At 72.4% G+C, this 23,914-nt stretch carries 28 protein-coding genes; 21 read left to right on the top strand and 7 right to left on the bottom strand.

What is annotated here, in order from left to right:
• Positions 1-25: 25 nt before the first annotated feature.
• Positions 26-1,405, bottom strand: coding sequence for an FAD-dependent oxidoreductase (locus Ani05nite_RS34905; protein WP_203775534.1), 1,380 nt, complete (start codon positions 1,403-1,405; stop codon positions 26-28).
• Positions 1,402-2,532, bottom strand: a complete 1,131-nt coding sequence (locus Ani05nite_RS34900) for a carboxylate-amine ligase (RefSeq protein WP_377882243.1) — start codon at positions 2,530-2,532, stop codon at positions 1,402-1,404. Before Ani05nite_RS34900 ends, Ani05nite_RS34905 begins: the two co-directional genes overlap by 4 nt.
• A gap of 103 nt (positions 2,533-2,635) precedes the next feature.
• On the opposite strand from Ani05nite_RS34900, the gene Ani05nite_RS34895 reads away from it, so the two are divergent.
• The 5 genes from Ani05nite_RS34895 to Ani05nite_RS34875 all read left to right on the top strand — a co-directional run bounded on the left by Ani05nite_RS34895 (position 2,636) and on the right by Ani05nite_RS34875 (position 7,848).
• Complete coding sequence (locus tag Ani05nite_RS34895; RefSeq protein ID WP_203775533.1) at positions 2,636-2,923, top strand: DUF6412 domain-containing protein; 288 nt, start codon at positions 2,636-2,638, stop codon at positions 2,921-2,923.
• A 63-nt stretch (positions 2,924-2,986) separates the two neighbouring features.
• Positions 2,987-3,697, top strand: a complete 711-nt coding sequence (gene yidC / locus Ani05nite_RS34890) for a membrane protein insertase YidC (protein ID WP_203775532.1) — start codon at positions 2,987-2,989, stop codon at positions 3,695-3,697.
• 90 nt (positions 3,698-3,787) lie between these two features.
• The gene (locus tag Ani05nite_RS34885; protein ID WP_203775531.1) at positions 3,788-5,185 is read left to right on the top strand and encodes a carbohydrate-binding protein; all 1,398 of its coding nucleotides are present in this window, start codon (positions 3,788-3,790) and stop codon (positions 5,183-5,185) included.
• A gap of 160 nt (positions 5,186-5,345) precedes the next feature.
• Positions 5,346-6,617: a chitinase gene (locus Ani05nite_RS34880; protein WP_203775530.1), complete on the top strand. Its 1,272-nt coding sequence runs from the start codon at positions 5,346-5,348 to the stop codon at positions 6,615-6,617.
• Between the two features lie 31 nt (positions 6,618-6,648).
• Positions 6,649-7,848 carry a carbohydrate-binding protein gene (locus tag Ani05nite_RS34875; protein ID WP_203775528.1) on the top strand — a complete coding sequence of 400 codons (1,200 nt, stop codon included), beginning with the start codon at positions 6,649-6,651 and terminating at the stop codon, positions 7,846-7,848.
• Between the two features lie 30 nt (positions 7,849-7,878).
• Here the strand turns inward: Ani05nite_RS34875 and Ani05nite_RS34870 are convergent, their stop codons facing one another.
• Positions 7,879-8,544 (bottom strand): DedA family protein, encoded by a 666-nt coding sequence (locus Ani05nite_RS34870; protein ID WP_203775526.1) that lies wholly within the window; start codon positions 8,542-8,544, stop codon positions 7,879-7,881.
• 95 nt (positions 8,545-8,639) lie between these two features.
• Between Ani05nite_RS34870 and Ani05nite_RS34865 the strand changes: the two genes are divergently transcribed.
• The 8 genes from Ani05nite_RS34865 to Ani05nite_RS34830 all read left to right on the top strand — a co-directional run bounded on the left by Ani05nite_RS34865 (position 8,640) and on the right by Ani05nite_RS34830 (position 15,817).
• Positions 8,640-8,984, top strand: a complete 345-nt coding sequence (locus Ani05nite_RS34865; RefSeq protein WP_203775524.1) for a PadR family transcriptional regulator — start codon at positions 8,640-8,642, stop codon at positions 8,982-8,984.
• Positions 8,981-10,003 (top strand): hypothetical protein, encoded by a 1,023-nt coding sequence (locus Ani05nite_RS34860; protein WP_203775523.1) that lies wholly within the window; start codon positions 8,981-8,983, stop codon positions 10,001-10,003. The genes Ani05nite_RS34865 and Ani05nite_RS34860 overlap by 4 nt, the downstream gene beginning before the upstream one ends.
• A 64-nt stretch (positions 10,004-10,067) precedes the next feature.
• Entirely contained in the window at positions 10,068-10,505 is a 438-nt protein-coding gene (locus tag Ani05nite_RS34855; protein ID WP_203775521.1) for a hypothetical protein, read from the top strand.
• On the top strand, positions 10,502-11,374 hold the full coding sequence (locus tag Ani05nite_RS34850; RefSeq protein ID WP_203775519.1) for an HTTM domain-containing protein: 873 nt from the start codon (positions 10,502-10,504) through the stop codon (positions 11,372-11,374). The genes Ani05nite_RS34855 and Ani05nite_RS34850 overlap by 4 nt, the downstream gene beginning before the upstream one ends.
• A complete protein-coding gene (locus Ani05nite_RS34845) occupies positions 11,355-13,001 on the top strand; it encodes an alpha-amylase family protein (RefSeq protein ID WP_203775517.1) in 1,647 nt (548 codons plus the stop codon). Before Ani05nite_RS34850 ends, Ani05nite_RS34845 begins: the two co-directional genes overlap by 20 nt.
• Positions 13,002-13,110: 109 nt before the next feature.
• Positions 13,111-13,869, top strand: a complete 759-nt coding sequence (gene fabG, locus Ani05nite_RS34840; RefSeq protein ID WP_203775515.1) for a 3-oxoacyl-ACP reductase FabG — start codon at positions 13,111-13,113, stop codon at positions 13,867-13,869.
• 85 nt (positions 13,870-13,954) lie between these two features.
• A complete protein-coding gene (locus Ani05nite_RS34835) occupies positions 13,955-14,350 on the top strand; it encodes a hypothetical protein (RefSeq protein ID WP_203775513.1) in 396 nt (131 codons plus the stop codon).
• Positions 14,351-14,353: 3 nt separating this feature from the next.
• A complete protein-coding gene (locus tag Ani05nite_RS34830; protein WP_203775511.1) occupies positions 14,354-15,817 on the top strand; it encodes a glutathionylspermidine synthase family protein in 1,464 nt (487 codons plus the stop codon).
• 3 nt (positions 15,818-15,820) lie between these two features.
• Here Ani05nite_RS34830 and Ani05nite_RS34825 read toward each other — a convergent pair whose 3' ends face one another.
• Entirely contained in the window at positions 15,821-16,249 is a 429-nt protein-coding gene (locus Ani05nite_RS34825; protein WP_203775509.1) for a hypothetical protein, read from the bottom strand.
• On the bottom strand, positions 16,242-16,607 hold the full coding sequence (locus Ani05nite_RS34820) for a hypothetical protein (RefSeq protein WP_203775561.1): 366 nt from the start codon (positions 16,605-16,607) through the stop codon (positions 16,242-16,244). Before Ani05nite_RS34820 ends, Ani05nite_RS34825 begins: the two co-directional genes overlap by 8 nt.
• Positions 16,608-16,684: 77 nt before the next feature.
• Here Ani05nite_RS34820 and Ani05nite_RS34815 point away from each other — a divergent pair, with 77 nt between their 5' ends.
• A complete protein-coding gene (locus Ani05nite_RS34815; RefSeq protein WP_203775560.1) occupies positions 16,685-17,578 on the top strand; it encodes a Gfo/Idh/MocA family protein in 894 nt (297 codons plus the stop codon).
• Here the strand turns inward: Ani05nite_RS34815 and Ani05nite_RS34810 are convergent.
• Positions 17,568-17,897, bottom strand: coding sequence for a DUF6223 family protein (locus Ani05nite_RS34810; protein ID WP_203775507.1), 330 nt, complete (start codon positions 17,895-17,897; stop codon positions 17,568-17,570). The genes Ani05nite_RS34815 and Ani05nite_RS34810 overlap by 11 nt on opposite strands.
• A 251-nt stretch (positions 17,898-18,148) precedes the next feature.
• Here Ani05nite_RS34810 and sigK point away from each other — a divergent pair, with 251 nt between their 5' ends.
• The 4 genes from sigK to Ani05nite_RS34790 all read left to right on the top strand — a co-directional run bounded on the left by sigK (position 18,149) and on the right by Ani05nite_RS34790 (position 21,906).
• Positions 18,149-18,769: an ECF RNA polymerase sigma factor SigK gene (gene sigK / locus Ani05nite_RS34805; RefSeq protein WP_203775505.1), complete on the top strand. Its 621-nt coding sequence runs from the start codon at positions 18,149-18,151 to the stop codon at positions 18,767-18,769.
• Positions 18,766-19,524 (top strand): anti-sigma factor, encoded by a 759-nt coding sequence (locus Ani05nite_RS34800; RefSeq protein ID WP_203775503.1) that lies wholly within the window; start codon positions 18,766-18,768, stop codon positions 19,522-19,524. The genes sigK and Ani05nite_RS34800 overlap by 4 nt, the downstream gene beginning before the upstream one ends.
• A gap of 184 nt (positions 19,525-19,708) precedes the next feature.
• On the top strand, positions 19,709-20,341 hold the full coding sequence (locus Ani05nite_RS34795) for a fasciclin domain-containing protein (protein ID WP_203775501.1): 633 nt from the start codon (positions 19,709-19,711) through the stop codon (positions 20,339-20,341).
• A gap of 71 nt (positions 20,342-20,412) precedes the next feature.
• Complete coding sequence (locus Ani05nite_RS34790) at positions 20,413-21,906, top strand: molybdopterin-dependent oxidoreductase (RefSeq protein WP_203775499.1); 1,494 nt, start codon at positions 20,413-20,415, stop codon at positions 21,904-21,906.
• 29 nt (positions 21,907-21,935) lie between these two features.
• On the opposite strand, the gene Ani05nite_RS34785 is transcribed toward Ani05nite_RS34790, so the two are convergent.
• Positions 21,936-22,226, bottom strand: coding sequence for a hypothetical protein (locus tag Ani05nite_RS34785; RefSeq protein WP_203775496.1), 291 nt, complete (start codon positions 22,224-22,226; stop codon positions 21,936-21,938).
• 305 nt (positions 22,227-22,531) lie between these two features.
• On the opposite strand from Ani05nite_RS34785, the gene Ani05nite_RS34780 reads away from it, so the two are divergent.
• From Ani05nite_RS34780 to Ani05nite_RS34770, 3 genes are all read left to right on the top strand, one after another.
• Positions 22,532-22,870 carry a hypothetical protein gene (locus Ani05nite_RS34780; RefSeq protein WP_203775494.1) on the top strand — a complete coding sequence of 113 codons (339 nt, stop codon included), beginning with the start codon at positions 22,532-22,534 and terminating at the stop codon, positions 22,868-22,870.
• A gap of 320 nt (positions 22,871-23,190) precedes the next feature.
• A complete protein-coding gene (locus tag Ani05nite_RS34775) occupies positions 23,191-23,547 on the top strand; it encodes an STAS domain-containing protein (RefSeq protein ID WP_203775492.1) in 357 nt (118 codons plus the stop codon).
• A gap of 27 nt (positions 23,548-23,574) precedes the next feature.
• Positions 23,575-23,910 (top strand): YnfA family protein, encoded by a 336-nt coding sequence (locus tag Ani05nite_RS34770; protein WP_203775490.1) that lies wholly within the window; start codon positions 23,575-23,577, stop codon positions 23,908-23,910.
• Positions 23,911-23,914: the final 4 nt, after the last annotated feature.

Here is a 23,914-nt window from a genome sequence, read left to right as displayed (position 1 = left end):
ATGACGACACATCGGACGATAAGCGTCAGCCCGCCGCGTGCACCGCGTCCGTGGCCTTGCGGGCGGCGATCAGCACCGGATCCCAGACCGGCGAGAACGGCGGCGCGTAGCTCAGATCCAGCGCCGTCATCTCCTCCACGGTCATCCTGTTCCACAGCGCGATGGCCAGCGCGTCGATCCGCTTGGCGGCCTCCTCGCGGCCGACGATCTGCGCGCCCAGCAGCATCCCGGTCCGCTTCTCGGCGATCAGCTTCACCACCATCGTGGACGCGCCCGGGTAGTAGCCGGCCCGGCTGGTCGACTCGACCGCCGCGGTGACGAACGCGAAGCCGGCCGCCTCCGCCTCCCGTTCCGTCAGCCCGGTGCGGGCCACCTCGAGCTCGCACACCTTGGTCACCCCGGTGCCGATCACGCCCGGGAACGTCGCGTAGCCGCCGCCGATGTTGATCCCGGCCACCCGGCCCTGCTTGTTGGCGTGGGTGCCGAGCGGGATGTGCACCGGCTGCCCGCTGACCCGGTGCACGGTCTGCACGCAGTCGCCGGCCGCCCAGATCCCCTCCAGCGGGCCGTGCGGGCCCACCACCCGCATCCGCAGGTCGGTACGCAACCCGCCGGTCACCCCGACCGGGATGCCCGAGCGCACGGCCAGCCCGGTGTTCGGGCGTACCCCCAGGCCCAGCACCACGATGTCGGCCGGCAGCGTGCCCTGCGCGGTGACCACCGCGGAGATCCGGCCGTCGGTGGTCTCCAGGGACTGCACGTGGGCGCCGGTGCGTACCTCGATGCCCAGCCCGCAGATCGCCTCGCGAACCCGCTCGCCCATGTCCGGGTCCACCGTGGACATCGGCTGGGGCGACTTCTCCAGCAGGGTCACCGCCAGCCCGCGACGGACCATCGCCTCGGCCATCTCCACGCCCACGTAACCGCCGCCGATCACCACCGCCCGGCGCGGCGGCGGGTCGCGGTCCAGCCAGGCGTGGATGGCCGTGCCGTCGTCGAGGGTCTGGACGCCGAAGACCCCCTCGCCGTCGATGCGGGCCCATTCCGGCGTCACCGGCGTGGCGCCGGCCGCGTACACCAGGTGGTCGTAGCCCTCCCGGCGCTCGCCGCCGCCGTCCAGGTCGCGCGCCACCACCTCGCGGGCGTCGAGGTCGATCGCGACGACCTCGTGCCGGATGTGCACGGTGATGCCGGCGTCGCGGAACTCCTGCGGACCGCGGGCGATCAGCGCGTCCCGGTCCTTGACCGCCCCGCCGATCCAGTACGGGATCCCGCACGCCGAGTACGACGTGAAGTGGCCGCGTTCGAACGCGACGATCTCCAGCTCGCCGGAGCCCAGCCGCTTGCGGGCCTGCGACGCCGCCGACATCCCGGCCGCGTCGCCGCCCACCACGACGAGCTTCACCGGGCGCCCCGGGTGGTGGCCGCGAGCCAGTCCACCACGGCGTCGACCGAGCCGCGCTGGGCCAGCACCGACCGCTGCCGCGCCGCGCCGGAGCCGTGGGCCCGCAGCCGGCCCAGCAGCACGGTGGTCATCTCCAGGTCGCCGTGGCGTTCGAGCTCGGGGCGTACGTAGTCGAAGAGCTGGCGCATCAGCTTCCAGGCCGGCCGGGGCTCGCGGGTGGCCATGTCGATGTTCAGGCCCTCCAGCCCGTCGTGCGCGGCGCGCCAGTGCGCGGCCATCAGCAACGGGTGCGGCACGTCGGGCGCGCGGCGGCCGTCGCGTACCTCCCGCAGCACCGTGGCTACCAGGGCGCGGGCCAGCGCGGCCAGCAGCATCGCGTCGTCCGGGGTGGGGCAGACATCGCCCATCCGGATCTCCACGGTGGGGTAGTTCGCCGACAGCCGGGCGTACCAGTAGAGCATCCCCTCGTCGAGCATCGCGCCGCTGGCCACCAGGTCCGAGATCATCGTCTCGTACTGCTCGTGCGACTCCAGGTACGGCGTCGGGCCGACCGTGGGCCAGCGCTCCCAGAGCATCGAGCGCCAGCTCGCGTACCCGGTGTCCCGGCCGTCGAAGAACGGCGAGTTCGCGGTCGCGGCCTGCAGGATCGGCAGCCAGGGCCGCAGGTGGTTGAGGACCTGCACGCCGGTCTCCGGGTCCGGGACGCTGACGTGCACGTGCATGCCGTTGAGGCCGGCGCCGGGGGAGAGGTCGCCGAAGCGTTCCCGCATCCGGTGGTAGCGGGGGGTGTCGACGACCCGGGAGCCCGCGCCGGGGCCGGGGCTGGCCCCGACCGCGACCAGGCGGGCGCCCGCCCGCTCGGCCGCCTCGGCCAGGCCGGCCCGCAGCCGGGTCATCGCGGCGGCGAGGTCGCGCAGTTCGAGCTGGGGCGGGCTGGCCATCTCGATCTGGCTGCGCACGAACTCGTGCTGCACCGAGTCGCGGATGTCCTCGCCGAGATGGTCGAAGACCAGCTCCACCGCCTCGACCGCGTGCGACCCCTGCGCGTCGACGAGCAGGTATTCCTCCTCGACGCCGAGGGTGAGCAGGCCCTGCTCCTCCGCCTCGCCGGCCATCTCCTCGGAGATCGTCGTTGCCGTCGCCACGTTCTCCGAAGTCGCCATGGTGCCCGGTTTACCCGGCGGTGGTCACCGGAAAACGAGGCTTGCGCGGCGGGCGTAGCGTCGGGGCATGCTGCTGCTGGGGTCGTGGGTGTTCGCCGCCCTGCCCGGCCCCGCGCCCGGATACTCGGCCCAGCTCGTGCTGGGCCTCGCCGCCGTCGCGGCGGCGCTGCTGGTGGTGCTCGCCGCCGCCGCGGTCCTCCCGCTGCCCTCCCCGACGCCCGCCTCGGCCGGCGTCGGCCTCGCCGCGCGTGCCCTGCACCGGCGGCTGCCCCGCCTGCTGGATCCGGCCGCGGCCGGGCGGCCGCGGCCGCGAGCCCCGTCGGCGTCCCCGGCGGTCGTGCTCGCCCTGCGCTGACGCGCGCCCGGCGGGACGGCTGTCTCCGCGTCCTTCTTCCTTCCGGACCGCAGGGGTACGCCCATGTCCTTCTCCGCTGCGCTGGACGCCGTCGTCGGTGTCGCGCACTCCGCCCTCGATGCCCTGGCCACCCTTCTCACCCCGGTCGCCGGCGGGCTCGCCGCCGCGCTGGCCATCGTCCTGTTCACCGTCGCCGTCCGCCTGCTGATCAGCCCGCTCGGCTGGCTGCAGGCCCGCTCCGCCCGGCGGGCGGCCGCGCTGGCGCCCCGGCTGGCGGCGCTGCGCGAGCGGCACCGCGACGACCCGGTGCTGCTGGCCACGGAGACCCTCGCCCTGCAACGGGCCAACGGGGCCGGCCCGTTCGCCGCGCTGTTGCCGGCGCTGGCCCAGGCGCCGTTCTTCATGCTCATGTACCGGCTCGTGCGGCCCGGCCCGGGCGCCCCGGCCGGCGTGCTGGGCGGTCACCTCTTCGGGGTGCCGCTGACCGCCCATCTCGCCGCCGGCCTGCCGGTGTTCGCCGGGCTGCTGGCGCTGGCGACCGGGCTGGCCTGGTGGTCGGCGCGGCGCGCCCGGCGGCTGATGGCGACGCCGGCCGACCCGGCCCAGCCCGGCGCGGCGCTGCTTGCGCGGATCGTGACGGCGGTGCCGTACCTGACCGTCCTCATGGTGGCGTGGCTGCCGCTGGCCGGCGGCCTCTATCTGGTCACGTCGGCCGCCTGGACGGCTCTTGAGCAGGTGGTTTGGCGGCGTCCGGCCCCGACCGGCAATCGGTAGCCATACATATTGACAAGCCTCTGTAACACACTGGAAACTTCGTGAGAGCGCTCTCAGCGGCTCATCCCCATCCCCCGAAAGGCCGTTGCCATGAGAACTTCCCAGCACCGGTGGCGGCGGCGGTTGCTCGCCGCCGCCGCTGTCGTGATCGCCGGCGGCGCCTCGGCCGTCTTCGTCGCGCAGGCCGACGCGGCCGTGCCGCCCGCTCCCTCGGGCATGTCGCTGATCTTCAGCGACGACTTCACCGGCGCCGCGGGCACCGGGCTCAACCGCAGCAACTGGCTCTACGACATCGGCACCGGCTATCCCGGCGGCGCCGCCAACTGGGGCACCGGCGAGGTCGAGCGGATGACCGACTCGACCGCGAACGTCTACCAGGACGGCAACGGCAACCTGGCGATCAAGCCGATCCGGGACTCCGCCGGCAACTGGACCTCCGGCCGGGTGGAGACCCAGCGCACCGACTTCGCCGCCCCGGCGGGCGGCAAGCTGCGCATCGAGGGCCGGCTCCAGCAGCCCAACGTCACCGGGGCGGCGGCGGCCGGCTACTGGCCGGCGTTCTGGACGCTGGGCGACGCGGCCCGGCCGGTCGGCGCGACCAACTGGCCGAGCATCGGCGAGTGGGACATCATGGAGTCGATCAACGGCCGCCCCTCGGTCTTCGCGGCGCTGCACTGCGGCGTCAACCCGGGCGGACCCTGCAACGAGACCACCGGTCTGGGCAGCGGCGAGCACTCCTGCCCGACCTGCGGCACGGCGTTCCACACCTACGCGATCGAGTACGACCGCAGCGTCTCCCCGGAGCAGCTGCGCTGGTACCTCGACGGCGTGCAGTACCACCAGGTCAACGCCAACCAGATGGACGCGACCACGTGGAACAACGCCACCCACCGCGGCGTCTTCGTGATCCTGAACGTGGCCATGGGCGGCGGCTTCCCGGCCGCGTTCGGTGGCGGCCCCACCGCGGCGACGCAGTCCGGCGTGCCGATGCTGGTCGATTACGTGGCCGTGTACCGCTCGGGCGCCGGCAGCACCACGCCGCCGACCACCCCGCCCACCACGACGCCGCCGGCTGGTGGCGTGCGCAACGCGTACGCCCAGATCGAGGCCGAGTCCTACGACGCAGCGTCGGCGGTCACCAAGGAGACGGCGTCCGAGGGCGGGCAGGACGTCGGCTACATCAGCAACGGTGACTGGCTGCAGTTCAACAACGTCGACTTCGGCGCCGGCGGCGTCCGGGACTTCGTGGGCCGGGTCGCCTCGGGGGCCGCGGGCGGCGTCAGCGGCCTGGTCGAGGTGCGGGTCGACAGCCGGAGCAACGCGCCGATCGGCAGTTTCGCGCTCGCCAACACCGGCGGGTGGCAGAGCTGGCGGTCGGTGCCGGCCAACGTCGCGAACGTCTCCGGGCGGCACACCGTCTTCCTGACCTTCACCAGTGGCCAGCCGGCCGACTTCGTCAACGTGAACTGGATCCAGTTCCGCAGGTAGCGGCTTTTATCAATACGTGAATCGCGGGGCCGGGGGCGTGACCAGCGCCTTCGGCCCCGCCACCTTAAAGAACTTTAAGGTGCCGGGGGTCTGGACTTGTTCTGTTAACAGTCCTAATAATCAATGAACCTAACTGTTCGACGTGGAAGGCCCACCCCCCATGCGCCGATCCCTGGTCCTCGCCGTGTCCGCCGCGCTCGCGGCCGCCGGCTCCGCTGTCTACATAGGCTCGTCCGCGAGTGCCGCCGTCGCGTGTGCCCCGGCGTGGAGCTCCTCGGCGATCTACGTCAAGGACAACACCGTCTCGTACCAGTCGAAGAACTACACCGCGAAGTGGTGGACCACCAACGAGGTCCCCACCGCCAGCGGCCAGTGGGGCGTCTGGGCCGACAAGGGAGCCTGCGGTGGTGGGACGACGCCGACCACCCCGCCGGCGACCACCCCGCCGACCACCCCACCCACGACCCCGCCCACCACGCCGCCCACCACGCCGCCGACGACGCCGCCCACCACGGTGCCGCCGAGCAACGGCACGCTGCCGGCCCACTTCATCACCGGCTACTGGCAGAACTTCGACAACCCGGCCAACGAGCTCAAGCTCGCCGCCGTGCCGAGCACCTACGACCTGGTCGCGGTGGCCTTCGCGGACGCCACCAGCACCCCGGGCGCGGTCTCCTTCAGCATCGACGCCGGGCTGTCCGCCTCGGTCGGCGGCTACACCAACGAGCAGTTCAAGGCCGACATCGCGACGCTGCACGCGCGCGGCAAGAAGGTCATCATCTCGGTCGGCGGCGAGAAGGGCTCGGTCGGCGTCAACGACGCGGGCGCGGCGAGCAACTTCGCCAACTCGGTCTTCTCGCTGATGCAGACGTACGGCTTCGACGGCGTCGACATCGACCTGGAGAACGGGCTCAACCCGACGTACATGGGCCAGGCCCTGCGCAGCCTGCGGGCCAAGGCCGGGGCGAATCTCATCATCACGATGGCCCCGCAGACCATCGACATGCAGAACCCGGCCGGCTCCTACTTCAAGCTCGCGCTCGACATCAAGGACATCCTCACGGTCGTCCACACCCAGTACTACAACTCCGGCGCGATGCTCGGCTGCGACCAGAACGCCGCGTACGGCCAGGGCACCGTCAACTTCCTGGTGGCGCTGGCCTGCATCCAGCTCGAAGCCGGGCTGCGCCCCGACCAGGTGTCGCTCGGCCTGCCCGCCACCACCAGCGCGGCCGGCGGCGGCTACGTCGCGCCGGCCGTGGTCAACCAGGCCCTCGACTGCCTGGCCCGCGGCACCAACTGCGGCTCGTTCCGCCCGCCGCGCACCTATCCCGGCATCCGCGGCGCGATGACCTGGTCGATCAACTGGGACGTCACCGCCGGCAACGGCTGGGCCAACACCGTCAAGCCGCACCTGTCCACCCTGCCCTGATCCAGCTTCCCCCCACTGGAGAGATCCCCTCATGAAGCTCAAGAGCAAGTACGCCGCCGCGCTCGCGGTGGTCCTGGCCGCGGCCGGGGTCGGCACCACGGTCGTGCTCGCGCCGGGCGCCTCGGCGGCCGTCGCCTGCGCCCCGGCGTGGAGCTCCTCGGCGGTCTACGTCAAGGACAACACCGTCTCGTACCAGGCCAAGAACTACACCGCGAAGTGGTGGACGCAGGGCGAGGTGCCGACCGCCAGCGGGCAGTGGGGCGTCTGGGCCGACAAGGGCGCCTGCGGTGGCGTCGTCGACCCGACCACCCCGCCCACCACCCCGCCGACCGGGCCGACCACCCCGCCGGCCACCGGCACCAAGATGGCCGCCGCGCCGTACATCTACCCCGGGTGGGGCAACCCGCCGGCCCCGTCGACCGTCATGAACGCCACCGGCATCAAGGCCTTCACCATCGCGTTCGTCCTGGCCAACGGCTGCAACCCGGTCTGGGACGGCGAGGGCGGCCTGACCGGCGGCTCGCACGAGAGCACGATCAATGCGATCAAGGCGGCCGGCGGCAGCGTGGTCCCGTCGATCGGCGGCTGGAGCGGTAACAAGCTGGGCCCGAACTGCGCGACGCCGGAGGCCCTGGCCGGCGCGTACCAGAAGGTGATCGACACCTTCGGCCTGAAGGCGATCGACATCGACATCGAGAACAGCGACGAGTTCGAGAACACCGTGGTGCAGGACCGCATCCTCGGCGCCCTCAAGATCGTCAAGCAGAAGAACCCGTCGGTGAAGACCATCCTCACCTTCGGCACCTCACCGACCGGCCCGAACTACTACGGCACCCGGCTGATCCAGCAGGCCAAGGCGCTGGGCGCGAACGTCGACATCTTCGCCCAGATGCCGTTCGACTTCGGCGGCGGCGCGGACATGTACGGCGCCACCGTCGGCGCCTCCGAGGGCCTGAAGAACCAGCTCAAGTCGACCTTCGGCTGGACCGACGCGCAGGCGTACTCGCACATGGGCATCTCCGGCATGAACGGCCTGTCCGACCAGCAGGAGCTGACCAGCACCGACACCTGGACCCGGATCCGCGACTACGCGAGGAACAACAACTTCGCGCGGTTCACCTTCTGGGCGGTCAACCGGGACCGCGGCTGCGCCGGTGGCGGTGTGGTCTCCGACTGCAGCGGCATCGCGCAGTCCGACTGGGCCTTCACCAAGATCAGCGCAGGCTTCTAGCCCGCCGGCGCCGGCGCGCGGCCGTGGATCTCACCGATCCGCGGTCGCGCGCCGCCGTTTGCGCAGCTTCTTGATCACCCAGCTGGCGATCGCCAGCGCGAAGAACGCCATGATCGCGTAGTCGAACCAGCTGCTGTACCTCTCCAGCTGCTGCCACCGTGAGCCCAGGGCATAGCCACCGCCGATGAACAGGCAGTTCCACAGCCCGCTGCCGATGGTGGTGAGCAGCGTGAACATGCCCAGCTTCATGTGGTTGGCGCCGGCCGGGACGGACACCAGGCTGCGTACCACCGGGGCCATCCGGCCGAAGAAGACCGCGCCCTTCTCGTGCCGTTCGAACCAGCGGTCGGCCAGGTTGAGGTCGTCGGCGTCGACCAGCGGGATGCGGTCCAGCCAGCGGCGCAGTCGCTCCTCGCCGAGCGCGTAGCCCAGCCAGTAGAGCGCCAGGGCGCCCAGCACCGAGCCGGCGGTGGCGGCGATGGCGACGAGCACCAGGTCGACCCGGCCCGAACTGGCCAGGTAACCGGCCATGGACAGCACGATCTCGCTGGGGATGGGCGGGATCAGGTTCTCCAGGGCCACGAGCAGGCCCACGCCCAGCTCGCCGAGCGACTCGATGACCGATGCCACCCAGCCGGTCAGGCCGCCCAGCTGACTGGGCTCGGTCTCCGCGGCCAGGTAGTACGGCACGCTCATCCGGCGCTCCTTCATGTCGGTGCTCGGTGGTTACCCGGCCTCCAGCGTACGAACCTCTTGCCGTATATACCTTTCATCGGTATATGCTGCCGGACATGACCGACACACCGCTGCGCGAGCCGACCTTTCTCGTGCTCACCGCGCTGGCCGCCGGCCCCCAGCACGGCTACGCCGTGATCGAGGACGTGGCCCGGATGACCGACGGCCGCGTCCGGCTGCGGGCGGGCACGCTCTACGCCGCGCTCGACCGGCTGCGCACCGACGGGCTCATCGAGGTCGACCGCGAAGAGGTGGTGCAGTCCCGGCTGCGCCGCTACTACCGGCTCACGGGGGTGGGGGAGAAGCGGCTGGCCGCCGAGAGCAGCCGCCTGCGCCAGCAGGCCACCCTGGCCGAGGGCCGGCTGCGCGCCCGCCACGACCTGGGCGGAGCACCCGCGTGACCGCGCCGCTGGAGGTCCACTACCGCCGTCTGCTGGCGATCTATCCGGCGGCGCACCGCCGGGCCTACGAGGAGGAGATGGTGGGAGTCCTGATGGCGGGGGCCGAGCCCGGTCAGCGCCGGCCCGCCCTGGGCGAGGCCGCCGACCTGCTGTGGGGCGGCCTCCGCGCGCGCCTCGGCCGCGGCGCGCAGAGCCTGCGCACCTCGGCCTGGCGCGACGCCGCCGCGGTGGCGGCCCTGTTCGGCGCGGTGCTGCTCGCGGCCGCGGCCGGCCGCCGGCTGATCGTCGGCCTCACCTACTTCCGGGAGTACGACGACCCGATGCGCTTCCTCGGCATCGACGGCGGCCTGCTGATCGACGTGGCCGCCCGTACGGTGGCCTGGCTCGCCGTCGTGGTCGCCGTGCTGCTCGCCGCGCGCCGCACAGCGGTGGCGCTGGCCGGGATGGCGGTGCTGGTCGAGATCGCCGCCATCGCGGTGTGGCAGCCGAGCCAGGAGTTCCGGGCGGTCCGGATGTCCTGGGCGCTGGCCCTGGCCCTGCTGACAGTGGCGTTGCTGGTGCTGTCCCGGCCGGGTCGCCCGGCCCGCGCGACCCTGGGCCGGCGCGGCGGCACGCTGATCACCGCCGGTCTGGCACTGGCCGCGGTGAGCGCCCTGCTGCTGCCCTGGTGGCCGGCGCCGCCGCAGATCCTGGGCCTGCTCCCGGTCACCGACGCCATGCTCCTCGCGGCCGGGGCGATGCTGCTGGCCGGCCTCCAGCGGATCCCCGCCGGCACCCGGCGCCGGATCCTGGTGCTGCTGGCCGCGGTGGTCGCGGTGCCGATCGCCCAGCGGCTGCTGGAGCAGGCGATCGGCATCCCGCTGGCCCGGTCCGTGACGCCCGGCATCGTCGTGGTCGACGTGCTGCTGATGGTCGGGGTCCCGCTGCTGGCGTTCGCCCTGGCCGCCGCTGTGCTGCACCTGCGGGAAACCGTCCGGGTGACGGTGAGCCGGGTCCCGGAGGAGTCGCCGTCCGTGTGAACGCCGCCGCCGCGACGCGCCGGGATGGTCCGGGGTGGCGCGGCGGCGGTAGTGTCCCGGCGCGATGGAAACGTTGAGCACGCGCGGGCGCGCGATCCGGGTCGCCGTGACGGTGGTGGCAGCGGTGCTGCTGCTGCTCGGCACCTTCTGGGGGCAGGACGACGACTTCCCGTTCGGGCCGTTCCGGATGTACGCCACGGCGCCCGACCCGGACGCCGACGCCCCCGACACCCGGGTCGAGGGCGTCGACTCCACCGGCCGCACAGTCGTGCTGACCGAGGCCAACAGCGGCCTGCGCCGCGCCGAGATCGAGGGCCAGCAGCAGACCTATGTCGACGACCCGGCCCGGCTGCGGCAGCTGGCCACGGCGTACGCGGAGAAGAGCCCCGGCGCCGAGCCGCTGCGGACCGTGCGCATCGTCATCCGCTGGGAGGGCATCGAACACTCCCGGCCCACCGGCGCCAGCCGGGACGAGATCATCGCCACCTGGACCGCGCCGTGAACCGGGTCACCGGCTGGCTGACCGAGCCGGTGCCGCTCGGCCGGGTCGCCGCGTTCCGCACGCTGATCTACCTCTTCGTCGCGGCCGACCTGGTGATCTTCACCCCCTGGGTCCGCCACCACGCCAGCACCCCCGGCGACCTGTACCGGCCGCTGCTGGTCGGCCGGCTGCTGCACCTGCCCACCCCGACCCCGCTGCTGGTGCACGGGATCTTCTGGGTGCTGCTGGCCGTCACGCTGCTGGCGGCCACCGGGCGGGCGCCCCGGCTGCTCGGCTGGACGGTCTTCGCGTTGTACTTCGAGTGGATGATCATCGCGATGAGCTACGGCAAGGTCGACCACGACCGGGTCGGCCTGCTGGTCGCGCTGGCCGCGCTGCCGACCGTGGGGCGGGCCCGGCACGGCGACCCGAGGGCCACGGAGGCCGGCGGGTGGGCGCTGCGGGTCACCCAGCTCGCGGTCGTGTGCACGTACTTCCTGGCGGCCTGGGCCAAGCTGCGCTTCGGCGGCCTCGACTGGGTGACCAGCTCGGTGCTGGCCCGGGCGATCATCCGGCGCGGCACGGAGCTGGCCGACCTGATCGCCGGGGTGCCGTACCTGCTGATCCTGGCCCAGTTCGGGATCATGGCGTTCGAGCTGGCCAGCCCGGCGATCTTCGTCCTGCGGCCGCGCCTTCGCGGCTACGCGGTGGCGTTCTTCTACTCGTTCCATCTGGTCACCTTCGCGACCATCACCATCTCGTTCGCGCCGCACCTCGCCGCGATCACCAGCTTCCTCGCGCTGGAGAAGGTTCGCCCGCTGGTGTGGGCCCGGGGTTTCCTGAACCGGGGCCGGGGACAAGTAAGAGGCCATGAGCGACCGGTGGTATGAGAAGGCCGTCATTTACTGCGCGGACATCGACACGTTCGCCGACTCCAACGGCGACGGCGTCGGCGACATCAGGGGGATGATCGGGCGACTGGACTACCTGGCCCGGCTGGGCATCACCTGCCTGTGGCTGAACCCGGTGCACCCCACGCCCAACCGCGACGACGGCTACGACGTGGCCGACTTCTACAACGTCGACCCCCGCCTCGGCTCCCTGGGCGACTTCACCGAGCTGGTGCACCAGGCCCGCGACCGGGGCATCCGGGTCATCATCGACCTGGTCGTCAACCACACCTCGGACCAGCACCCGTGGTTCCAGTCCGCGCGCTCGTCGCCGGACTCGCCGTACCGCGACTGGTACGTGTGGTCGCAGGCCCAGCCGGAGGACCGGCACCAGGGCATGGTGTTCCCCGGCGAGCAGGCCGAGACGTGGACCTACGACCGCACCGCCAAGCTCTGGTACTACCACCGGTTCTACAAGTTCCAGCCGGACCTCAACATCAAGAACCCCGAGGTCCGCGAGGAGATCAAGAAGATCTGCGCGTTCTGGCTGCAGCTGGGCGTCTCCGGCTTCCGGATGGACGCGGTGCCGTTCATCATCGAGGAGACCGAGCCGGGCAACCCGAACTCGCCCAAGGACATGGAGTTCCTCAGCGAGCTGCGCCAGCACATCCAGTGGCGGCAGGGCGACGCCGTGCTGCTGGCCGAGGCCAACGTCGAGCCCGAGCAGCTCAAGGACTTCTTCGGCGACGCCGGCGGCTCGGCCAACCGGATCCACATGCTGTTCGACTTCATGCTCAACGGCCGGCTGATGCTCGCGCTGGCCCGCGGCAACCCGGAAGCGATCATCGACGCGCTGCGCGACACGCCCAAGCTGCCGGACGGCGGCCAGTGGGCCACGTTCCTGCGCAACCACGACGAGGTGGACCTGTCCCGGCTCACCGCCGAGCAGCGCAACGAGGTGTTCGCCCAGTTCGGCCCGGACGAGAACATGCAGCTCTACGGCCGGGGCATCCGCCGCCGGCTGGCCCCGATGCTGGGCGGCGACCGCCGGCGCATCGAGCTGGCCTACGCGCTGCAGTTCAGCCTGCGCGGCACCCCGGTGCTGCGGTACGGCGAGGAGCTGGGCATGGGTGACGACCTCACCCAGGACGGCCGCGACGCGATCCGTACCCCGATGCAGTGGAACATGGCCCCCAACGGCGGCTTCTCGACCGCCCCGGCCGGTCAGCTCGTGCGCCCGGTCATCACCGGCGGCGAGTACGGCTACGAGAAGGTCAACGCGACCCTGCAGCGGCACGACACCAGGTCGCTGCTGTCGTGGTTCGAGCGGATGATCCGGACCCTGCGCGAGGCGCCCGAGGTGGGCAGCGGCAGCTGCGCCCACGTGGACGTGCCAGCGCCGTCGGGCCTGCTCGTGCACCGCGCGGACGACGTCACGGGCACCATGGTCTTCCTGCACAACCTGGCCCCGGAGGACGGCGTGGTCGACCTGAGCAGCCTGTTCCCGGAGGCCGACTTCCCCAACGACGTGCTCGCCGACCAGGAGTACGCCGAGCCCGGCAAGCTGGACAAGCTGGCGGTGGCCGGTTACGGATACCGCTGGATCCGGCTGTGCCGCAAGCCGTGACGGGAAACTTGCAGCCGTGATGCAGAAAGATGACCCCGCCGGGTAACCCACGGGTAACCCCTGGGTTAGAGTCGGCCGACTGCGTAACAGATCAAGCGGGAGGCCAGCAATGACCCAGCCGAGTCGGGTAGCGATCGTGACCGGGGCCGCACGCGGCATCGGCGAGGCGACCGCGCGCAAGCTCGCCGCCGACGGGATGTCCGTGGCGGTCGTCGACCTGGACGAGGGCGCCTGCGCGAACACGGTGACCGCGATCCACGACGCCGGCGGCACCGCCCTGGCCGTCGGCGCCGACGTCTCCGACGCGGTCCAGGTCGCGGCGGCCGTCGAGCGGGTCACCGCCGAGTTGGGCGCGCCCACGGTGCTGGTCAACAACGCCGGCGTGCTGCGCGACAACCTGCTGTTCAAGATGAGCGACGACGACTGGGAGACCGTGATGGCGGTCCACCTGCGCGGCGCGTTCCTGTTCAGCCGGGCCGTGCAGAAGCACATGGTCGACGCCCAGTGGGGCCGCATCGTGAGCCTGTCCAGCACCTCGGCGCTGGGCAACCGGGGCCAGGCCAACTACGCCGCCGCCAAGGCCGGCCTGCAGGGCTTCACCAAGACCCTCGCCATCGAGCTGGGCCGCTTCGGCATCACCGCGAACGCCGTGGCCCCGGGCTTCATCGTGACCGATATGACCGCCGCCACCGCGGCCCGGGTCGGCGTCGACTTCGCGGACTTCCAGAAGGCGGCGATCAGCCAGATCCCGGTCGGCCGGGCGGGCCGTCCCGAAGACGTGGCGAACACCGTATCCTTCCTGGTCAGTGAAGGAGCGGGGTTCGTCTCCGGCCAGGTGATCTACGTGGCCGGCGGTCCGCGCGACTAGCCGTCACGGCTTGCCGGGGCGCGCTACACATGAAGCAGCGGGCCGGACGGGCCGAAAGGTGGAGAAGCCGACAGTGAATCGACGGATGAGCTCTCGTAGCGTGTCGCTGACCAGCACGTTCCTGCTGCTGGCCGCGGGCGGGGCAGCCGCGTGCGACAACGACAACGACTATCAGGACGAGGGCTTCTACTGTGCCGACGCCAACGGCGTCGTGGTCGACGAGGACTACTGCGACGACGATGACGGCGGTGGCGGTGGCGGCGGCTTCTTCATCTGGCACTCGTCCGGCTACCGCTCCGGCTACCCGGTGGGCTACCGGCTGCCCGCGGGCGGCAGCAAGTTCGCCTACAACGACCGGGCTGCGCGCTCCTCGTTCGGGCTGCCCTCGTCCGGCCGGATCAGCAACGGCACGGTCAAGACCAGCGTCGTCGGCAAGGGCGGCAGCGGCACGTCCGGCAAGTCCGGCCGGTCGGGCGGCTGAGTCTTGCGGCGCATTCCCTACGGACCGGTCCGCGACGGCTGGCGGCTCACCAACTACAGCCTCGGCCTGACCTACAACGACACCGAGCTGCCGGACGGCACGATGATGTCGTACTGGCAGGAGGGGCCGTACTACGACTTCAGCCCGGCCGAGATCGAGGAGCTGGAGACGGCGACCGAGCTGCTCAACAGCATGTGCCTGGAGGCCGGCGACTGGATGGTCCGGCAGTGCCCGCGGAACACCCCGCAGGGCCGCCGGGACGGCTACTTCGCCTCGGTCTGTAGCCCGGAGACCTGCTTCCTGGCCAAGATCGGCATCCCCGAGTACGCCCACGAGCAGATCATCCGCACCTGGTTCGACGGGGACGCCGAGACCTGGACGCACCAGGACAAGGACCCCGACGGCCGGCTGCCGATGCAGACCCCGGACTACTCGCCGAGCATCTACGGCCGCTTCGACCTCTGGTACAACGGCGCCGGCAGCGTCCCCCGCCTGCTGGAGTACAACGCGCAGACCCCGACGTCGCTGGTCGAGGCCGCCGTCATCCAGTGGCACTGGGTGGACCAGACCGGCGTGACCCAGCACCCCTGGCGGCAGTGGAACTCCATCCACGACCGGCTGGTCGGCTGGGAGGCGGCCGACGGCGAACCGGCCAACCCCGGCGCCTGGCGGCGCAACATCGGCAAGCTGCGCGAGGCCCGGCCGTGGCTGCCGGAGAAACCGAAGATCTACTTCGCGTACGAGACCAGCGAGACGTCCGGCGAGGACCGGATGAACGTCGCCTACCTGATGGCCACCGCCGAGGAGGCCGGCTACCCGGTCGAGCTCATCGCGATGAGCCAGATCGGCTGGGACGTGGCCGGCGACCGGGTGCTGTTCGTGCCCGGGCCGGGCCAGGAGCACAAGGCGCAGCCGATCGACCTGATCTTCATGCTGTACCCCTGGGAGTGGTTCTGGACCGAGGAGGGCGGCAAAGCGTTCTTCCGCAACATGGCCGACCCGGCCAAGCGGGGCACGGTGTGGATGGAACCGCCCTACAAGGCGGCGCTGCTGGGCAACAAGGCGCTGCTGCCGGTGCTGTGGAAGCTGTTCGGCGACGACCCGGAGCGCGGCAAGTACCTGCTGCCGGCGTACTTCGCGGAGTCGTCGAAGGCGGCCGGCCTGACCTCGTACGCCAAGAAGCCGGTCTGGGGCCGCGAGGGCGGCTCGGTCAAGCTGGTCAAGGACGGCGTCACCCTGGTGGAGAACCCGTCCGAGTACGGCGCCGACGGCCGCTACGTGGTGCAGGAGCTGCTGGAGCTGCCGTCGTTCGACGGGCTCGAGGGCACCGTGCACCCGGTGATCGGCGCCTGGCTGATCGACGGCGAGCCGGCCGGCATGGGCATCCGCGAGGGGCTGGGCGTCGACGGGCTCGTCACCCGCGACAACTGCAACTTCCTTCCGCACTCCGTCGGGGCGGCCTCCTGAGGCTCAGGCGCGGGGCCGGTTGCGCCACAACCACCAGAGGCCGATGACCGGCAGCACCAGCGGCACGTAGCCGTACCCGCTGCCGTACCCCGACCAGACGGTGGCGTCCGGGAAGGCCTCCTGGTCGAACACGCTCAGCGTGCCCACGACCAGCACCCCGACCAGCTCGATCGAGCAGCTGGTCAGCGCGATCAGCCGGCCCCGGACGCCGCCGATGGCCAGGCCCGCGGTGGCGGCGATGTAGACCAGGGCGGCGAAGGCCGACAGCAGGAACGCCAGCGGCGCCTCGGAGAACTTGGTGGCGATCTGCACGCCGGCCCGGGCGCTGGCCGAGACGGCGAAGATGCCGTACACCAGCAGCAGCACCCGCCCGGCGCCGGTGCCGATGGCCGCGTCGCGCGGCCGGGTCGGTGCGGGTGTCGGCTCAGCCACCGGTGGCCTCCGCGATCTGCTGCAGGCGCAGCACGAGAACCGGCAGCACCAGGCAGGCGACGCCGAGGATGAGGGTGCCCCAGCGGGTCGGCTCCAGCCGGGCCAGGTAGAAGCCGACCGGGGCGAACGCGATGGTGGTGATCAGGTAGCCGACGAAGGTGGTCCACTCGCCGGGCCGGTCGCCGCCGATCAGCCCGATCACCGCCACCAGCACCAGCACCGCGACCAGCGCGCTGAGGCCGAGCATGGCCCACAGGTCGGCGTTGCTGGGGGCGCGGTCGAGGGCGCAGCGGATCAGGTACCAGATCCCCAGCAGCAGGGCGACGACGATCGTCGCGGTCGACAGCGGGCCGTTCATCACCGGCCCAGCGTACTGATCAGCCTCCGCGTGTTAGCTTTCGGCCGGGTGTGATCTTCAGGGAAGGCGGCACGGCGATGCGGTTCGGACTTTTCGGTACGGGACCGTGGGCGCACCAGGCGCACGCCCCGGCCCTGGCGGCGCACCCGGACGTGGAGCTGGTGGGCGTCTGGGGCCGGGACCCGGCGAAGGCGGCGGCGTTGGCCGCCGAGCACGGCGCGCAGCCGTACGCGGAGATCGACGCCCTGATCGCCGACGTGGACGCCATCGCGGTCGCCCTGCCCCCGGACGTGCAGGCGGACATCGCCCTGCGCGCCGCCCGGGCCGGCAAGCACCTGTTGCTGGACAAGCCGATCGCCTTCACCACCGAGGCCGCCGCCGGGATCGTCGCCGCGGCCGCCGAGCGCGAGGTCGCCGGTGTGGTGTTCTTCACCCGCCGCTTCATGCCGCAGATCCAGCAGTTCATCGACGAGGTGCGCGAGGCCGGTGGCTGGCTGGAGGCGCGGATCGACCACCTGGGTTCGATCTTCCAGCCCGGCAACCCGTTCGGGGCGTCGGCCTGGCGCAAGGAGAGCGGCGGCCTGTGGGACGTGGGCCCGCACGCGGTCGCGTTGATCCTGCCCGTGCTGGGCCGGGTCGAGCAGGTGACCGCGCTGGCCGGCGACCGCGACATGACCCACGTGCTGCTGCGGCACACCGGCGGCGCGGTCAGCACGCTGACGTTGTCGGTCGACGCGCCGGCGGCGTTGGAACGCGAGGACGCGGCGTTCTTCGGCGAGTCCGGGGTGGCCACCGTGCCGGCGGTGCCGTGGCTGCCGGTGGAGGCCTTCGGGCGCGCGGTCGACGCGCTGCTCACCGCGTCGAACGGCGGCCCGGCTCCCGCGCTGGACCTGACCTTCGGCGCGGAGGTCGTGGCGATCCTGGCGGCGGCCGGCGAGTCGATCAGCACCGGCCGTACGGTCACGCTCTAGGCAAGCGGCGGGTCCGGGCCAGGCCGCCGAGCGCCGCGCCGATGAGCCCGAGGGCCACCGCCGCGTAGCCGCCGACGATGCCGTTGCCGGTGCCCGGGCCGCCGTCGGCGGTGGCGATCACCCAGCCGCCCACGACGATGCCGGTCACCCCGGCCACCAGGGCGACGAGGCTGCCGCGGCCGGCGGGGCGGGACAGGGCCCGGCCGCCGGCGATCGTCGCGGCCAGGGCCACCAGGGCGGCGGCGCTCGCGATGACGCGGTCGGCGGTCACGGTGCTCGCGGCGACGGTGGACGCGGCGTACAGGTCGTCGATGCGCATGGGATCTTCCTCGTCCTCGGGGGTCGGCTGTCGACTCCGAGCCTGGTCGCGGCGCCCCGGCCGGTCATCGTCCCGGCGTGGCATTTCGCGCTGCCGCGGGCGCGTGATGCCGCTACGGCGGATGCAGTCGTCCGCCGGAGAACTACCGCAGGCGTGGTAGCTCCCCGCTGACCGGCCGCCGTGACCCATCCGCGTAGCCGTCCGTGCCGAATGAGAGTTGACACGGCATGAGCGATGGAGAGGCTGACCCCATGACTGAGCGCGGCGCGGCCCGCCGGCCCGACCATCTGTCGGCCGTGCCCGACCCGGTGGCCGGGCCGGTCACCGACATGGGCGAGCTGGTACGGGCGGTGGCGCGCGGCGAGGAGCCGGCGTTCGCCCGCCTCTACGACCTGGTCGCGCCCCGCGTCTACGGCCTGATCCGGCGGGTGCTGCGCGACCCGGCCCAGGCCGAGGAGGTGGCCCAGGAGGTGCTGGTGGAGGTGTGGCGCAGCGCGGCCCGCTTCGACGCCGCCCGCGGCAGCGCGACCTCCTGGATCTTCACCATCGCCCACCGCCGCGCGGTGGACCGGGTCCGCGCCGAGCAGGCGGCCGCCGATCGCACCATGAAGGTCGGCATCGCCTCGGTGGAGACCCCGTACGACGAGGTCGTCGACGAGGTGGCCGGCCGGCTGGAGCGTCAGCAGGTGCGGCACTGCCTCGACGACCTCACCGAGCTCCAGCGCCAGGCGGTGACGCTGGCGTACTACCAGGGCCACTCGTACCGCGAGGTGGCCGAGCTGCTTAAGACCCCCCTGCCCACGGTCAAGACCCGGATGCGCGACGGCCTGATCCGCCTGCGCGACTGCCTGGGTGTGGAGGTGCCGGCATGACCACGACGGATATTCACGCCCTGGTCGGCGCGTACGCGCTGGACGCGGTGGACGACCTCGAGCGGGCCGCCTTCGAACGTCACATCGTGGCGTGCGAGGGGTGCCGGGTGGAGGTCGACGAGCTGCGCGAGACCGCGTCGCGGCTCGCCGACAGCACCTGGTCGGTGCCGCCGCCGAAGCTGCGCACGGACGTGCTGGCCGCGATCGGCCGGACCCGGCAGCTGCCGCCGGCCGAGTCGGCCCGGCCGGGGCCGGATGCCCGGGCGGCGGTGTCGCGCTGGCGCCGGTTCACGGCGGGCGCGGCCGCGGCGGGCGTCCTGGCCGCCGGGGCGGGTGCGGCCACGTGGGCGGTGCAGGAGCAGCGGGTACGCGAGAAGAACACCGCTGTCGCCGCCGCCCAGCTGCGCGAGGCCCGTACCCAGGCCATCCTGGCCGCTCCCGACCTGGTGGTCCGGACCGCGCCGATGACCGGCGGGGGCCGGGTCACCGTGGCGTCGTCCGCCCTGCAGGCGGCCAGCGTGGTGTCGCTGCGCGCCGAGCGGGCGCCCGCCGCCGACCGGGCCTTCCAGCTGTGGACGATCCGCGACGGCGCCGCTCCGGTCAGCGCCGGTCTGCTGCCGGCCGGGGAGGCCTCGGCGGCGCAGATCGTCAACGGCGTGCCCGGCAACGACGTCTTCGCCGTGTCGGTGGAGCCCGCCGCCGGCTCGGCCCAGCCCACGCCCGATCAGATCGTGGCGAAGGTTCCGCTCATCTAGACCCATCCGTGGGGCATACCGCTCCGAATCCCATGCAGAGATAAAAAAAAGGGGCGTAAGCCGCTCCAGCGCTGTCGGCCGCCGCCGATCCGGCCCGGCCCAGTGACAAGCGCCATCGCGCGCATCCATTCGAGCAGTTCGTTCTGAATTCGCAGTGACATCCACATCCGAAGGGGTTTTCACCATGCGCGCCACCAAGCTCACCGCAGTCGCCGCCGCTCTCATCTTCTCCGCCTCCCTGGCGGCGTGCGGCGGCGACGACACCGACTCCGACGCCGGCACCGCCGCCCCGGCCGCCACCACGACCTCGGCCGCGCCATCCATGGCCGCCACCGACGCGATGGCCAACTTCGGCGCCGGCTGTGCCGCCGTGCCGACCGACTCGGCCGACCCGGGCAGCTTCGACGCCATGAGCAAGCAGCCCGTCGCGACCGCCGCCTCCGGCAACCCGCTGCTGTCCACGCTGGTCACCGCGGTCAAGCAGGCCGGCCTGGTCGACACGCTGAACACCGCGCCCGCGCTGACCGTGTTCGCGCCGACCAACGACGCGTTCGCCAAGATCCCGGCGGCCGACCTCAAGGCCGTGCTGGCCGACAAGAAGACCCTGACCAGCATCCTGACCTACCACGTGGTCGAGGGGAAGCTCACCCCGGCGGAGCTGGCCGGCACCCACAAGACCATCCAGGGTGACGAGGTCACGGTCGAGGGCAGCGGCAGCGACTTCAAGGTCAACGAGGCCTCGGTCATCTGCGGCAACGTCCAGACCGCCAACGCCACGGTGTACATCATCGACTCGGTGCTCATGCCGAAGAGCTGATCACCAGCGGGAATGCGCCGGCCGTGGCGATGCCCACGGCCGGCGCCCGGGCAGGGAGAAGGAGAGCCGTCATGCGTCGAATCGTCCCGCCCGCCCTCATCGGTGTGCTCTCGGCCGCCTTCGGGGTCGCCCTCGCGGAGGTGCTCGCGGCCGCGACCCGGCCCCAGGCCGGGCCCCTGATCGCCGTCGGGGGCGCGGTGATCGACGCGGCGCCGGCCCCGCTCAAGGAGTTCGCGGTACGGACCCTGGGCACGAACGACAAGCCCGTCCTGCTCGCCACGATCGGCCTGGCGCTGGTCGTGTTCACCGCCGTCGTCGGCATCCTCAGCGTCCGGCGTCGCTGGGTCGCCGTCGCCGGCGCCGCCCTCTTCGGCCTGGCCGGTGCGGCCGCCGCGGCCCTGCGGCCGGCCGCCGTCGCCTACGACGTCGTACCGTCCATCGTGGGCGCCGCGATCGCCGGCGGCACCCTGTTGTTCCTGCTCCGCCGCTCCTACCGGCCCACCGCCACAGCCTTCGACCGGCGCGCCTTCCTGCGCACCGCGGCCCTGGTGGCCGGGGGCGCCGTCGTCGCCGGTGGCGCCGCCGAGGCGGTCAAGCGGGTGCGCGGCGGCGCGGCGACCAGATCACGCGACGCGGTCGCGCTGCCCGCGGCCGCCGACCCGGCCAAGCCGCTGCCCGCCGGCACCGCGCCCGGCTTCGTGACCCCCAACGCCGATTTCTACCGCGTGGACACCGCGCTGACCGTGCCGAGCGTCGACCTCGGCGCCTGGCGGCTGCGGATCCACGGCATGGTCGGGCGGGAGGTCGAACTCTCCTTCGACGACCTGCTGCGCCGGCCGCTGATCGAGCGGGACGTCACCCTCAACTGCGTGTCCAACGAGGTGGGTGGGCCGTACATCGGCACGGCCCGCTGGCTCGGGGTGCCGCTCGCCCCGCTGCTGCGGGAGCTCGGCGTCGACCCCGGCGCCGACCAGCTGGTGGCCCGCTCGGTCGAGGGCATGACCATCGGGACGCCGGTGGCGACGGTGCTCGACGGCCGCGACGCGATGCTCTGCGTCGGGATGAACGGCGAGCCGTTGCCGCTGGTGCACGGCTTCCCGGTCCGGATGCTGACCCCCGGCCTGTACGGCTACGCCGGCGCCTGCAAGTGGCTGACGGAGATCGAGCTGACCACCTTCGCCGACTTCGACGCGTACTGGGTGCGCCGGGGCTGGGGCGCCCGCGGCCCGGTCAAGACGGCGTCGCGCATCGACCGCCCGGCGCCGTTCGCCAAGCTGGCGGCGGGCCGGCTCACCGTGGCCGGGGTCGCCTGGGCGCAGGGCCGCGGCATCACCTCGGTCGAGGTACGCGTGGACGACCGGGCCTGGGCCAAGGCCGAGCTGCTGCCGGCCCCGTCCACGGACACCTGGGTGCAGTGGCGCTACGACTGGGCCGCCACCGCCGGCCTGCACACCCTCTCGGTGCGGGCGACCGACGGCACCGGCGCCGTGCAGGTCGAGCAGCGGGCCACCCCGTTCCCGGACGGCGCGACCGGCTGGCACACCGTCACCGCGACGGTGGAATGAGCCGGCGCCGCGCCGCGCGGGCCGCCGGGTCAGGGGACGGTGCGCTCGATGGCCGCGGCGCCGTCGCGCTCCAGCTCCCGGCGGGCCCGCTCGATGTTCTCCGGCGTCGGGTCCCAGCCCTTGGCCACGGCCAAATCGACCGGCTCCCACGGCTGTTCCGCCCCGGTGCGCAGCCTCGGCTGCTCGCCCGGCGACAGGAACACCGGGTTCTCGGCGTCCGGCCCGCCGCCGGTGACGAAGGCGCTCACGGCCACGTCGTCCTCGATGGCGTCCGCCACCTCCGGGCTCTCCTCCAGCGGCGGGCGGTTCTCGTCGGTCATGGCTCCTCCATGGTGGGTACCTGCGTCCATCGATCCTGTCCTACCCCGGGGCGCGCCGCCTCATCCAGGGCCGTCCTGCCCTCATAAAAGGGACGATCATGCCCTTCCGCCTCCAAGCGAGCGTGATTCGGACAACCGCCGCGCGCATCGGATGGACGGTGTGTAGCGAGCCGAATACATTTCTGCGTTGGCACGTGTATGAGTGTTCCGGCGGGGACCGCTCGGTGCGTGGGCCGCCGGCGGCGACTCGCGGCACGTGGCGCGAGGGGAACGTGACAGATGATCGATCGCTGGGATGTTCAGAGGTGAGCAGCCTGCCGGACGCCGAGCGGGACGCGAGCGAGGTCGTCCAGATGCTGGCGGGGCTCGTCGCGTTGCTGCGCGGCCGGGAGCCCCTGTCCGACGACGACACCCGCACGCTGCTGCACATGGCTCTGGAGGGCAGCATCTCCGCGGCCCGGGTGCTGGAGTATCTCCGCGCCCTGCAGGGCTCCGGCGACGGGGCGGCCACCGCGGTGCCGCCGCGTCTCGGGCCCTGGCGGGACTGGGTGCCGCCGCGCGGGGACCTGCTCGGTCAGGGCGCCGGCGCGCCCCGGATAGAGCAGCTGCCGCGCCACCGCCCCCGCCACGACCCCGGCGAGTAGGGCCGCGCCCGGATCGGGTGCGGCGCGCGTCACGAGCGGCCGGATGGTGGTCAACTGATGACCTCGGGTCCGAGTTGGATCACTGCTGCCAGGTGGTTGCCGACGCGCGCGCCGTTGCGTGACCGATCCCGCACATTCCAGCCGGATGAACTACTCTGGCGTTCCGCGCCTACCTGGCGTAACTTGCAGACCAGCGGACTGTTGTTGGACGCGGTAACCGGTCGGCGCCCGGGTGAGGCGCCGAGCTGCGCAGCTGGTCAGCGCAGAGACCCCCGCGCGGAGGTGGCGTCGCCCGCACGACGCCCAGGAAGAGGGCAGCTGTGTATCTGCCGATCACCACTCGCCAGTTGGCCGACGGCACCGTCGAGATCGCGCCCAGCGGCGAGATCGACCTCGACAACGCGCACGTGATGCGCGACGCGGTCAACGACGTGCTCACCACCTCCACGCCCGGGAAGATCGATCTCGACCTCCAACGGGTGATGCTGATCGACAGCATCGGCATCGGCATCCTGGTGGCCTGCTTCCACACCGCCGCCGCCAGCGGCGTCAAGCTCGTGGTGAGCCACCCGAGCCCGACGGTCTACCGGCAGCTCTGGATCTCCGGCCTGGTCGGCCTGCTCGGCTGCGCCGAGCCGCCGTCGCCGCGCACCTCGGTGGGCCTGCGCCCCAGCTGATCCCGCCGCTCTGCTGGAATGCAGCACATGTCCGTGCTGCGTTCCGTCGCCCTGTTCCTGCTCGCCGCGCTCGCGGAGATCGGCGGGGCGTGGCTGGTGTGGCAGGGGGTGCGCGAGCACCGCGGCCTGTGGTTCGCCGGCGCCGGCGTGCTCGCTCTGGGCGCGTACGGCTTCGTCGCCACCCTGCAGCCCGACGCCGACTTCGGCCGGATCCTCGCCGCGTACGGCGGCGTCTTCGTCGCCGGGTCACTCGCCTGGGGAATGCTGGTCGACGGTTTCCGGCCGGACCGCTGGGACGTGACCGGCGCGCTGCTGTGCCTGGCCGGGGTGGCAGTGATCATGTACGCGCCGCGTGGGGCCTGAGCGC

The sequence above is a fragment of the Actinoplanes nipponensis genome (genome assembly GCF_016862275.1).
GTDB classification, from domain to species: Bacteria; Actinomycetota; Actinomycetes; order Mycobacteriales; family Micromonosporaceae; genus Actinoplanes; species Actinoplanes nipponensis.
This window is presented reverse-complemented; position numbering and strand designations above follow the sequence as displayed.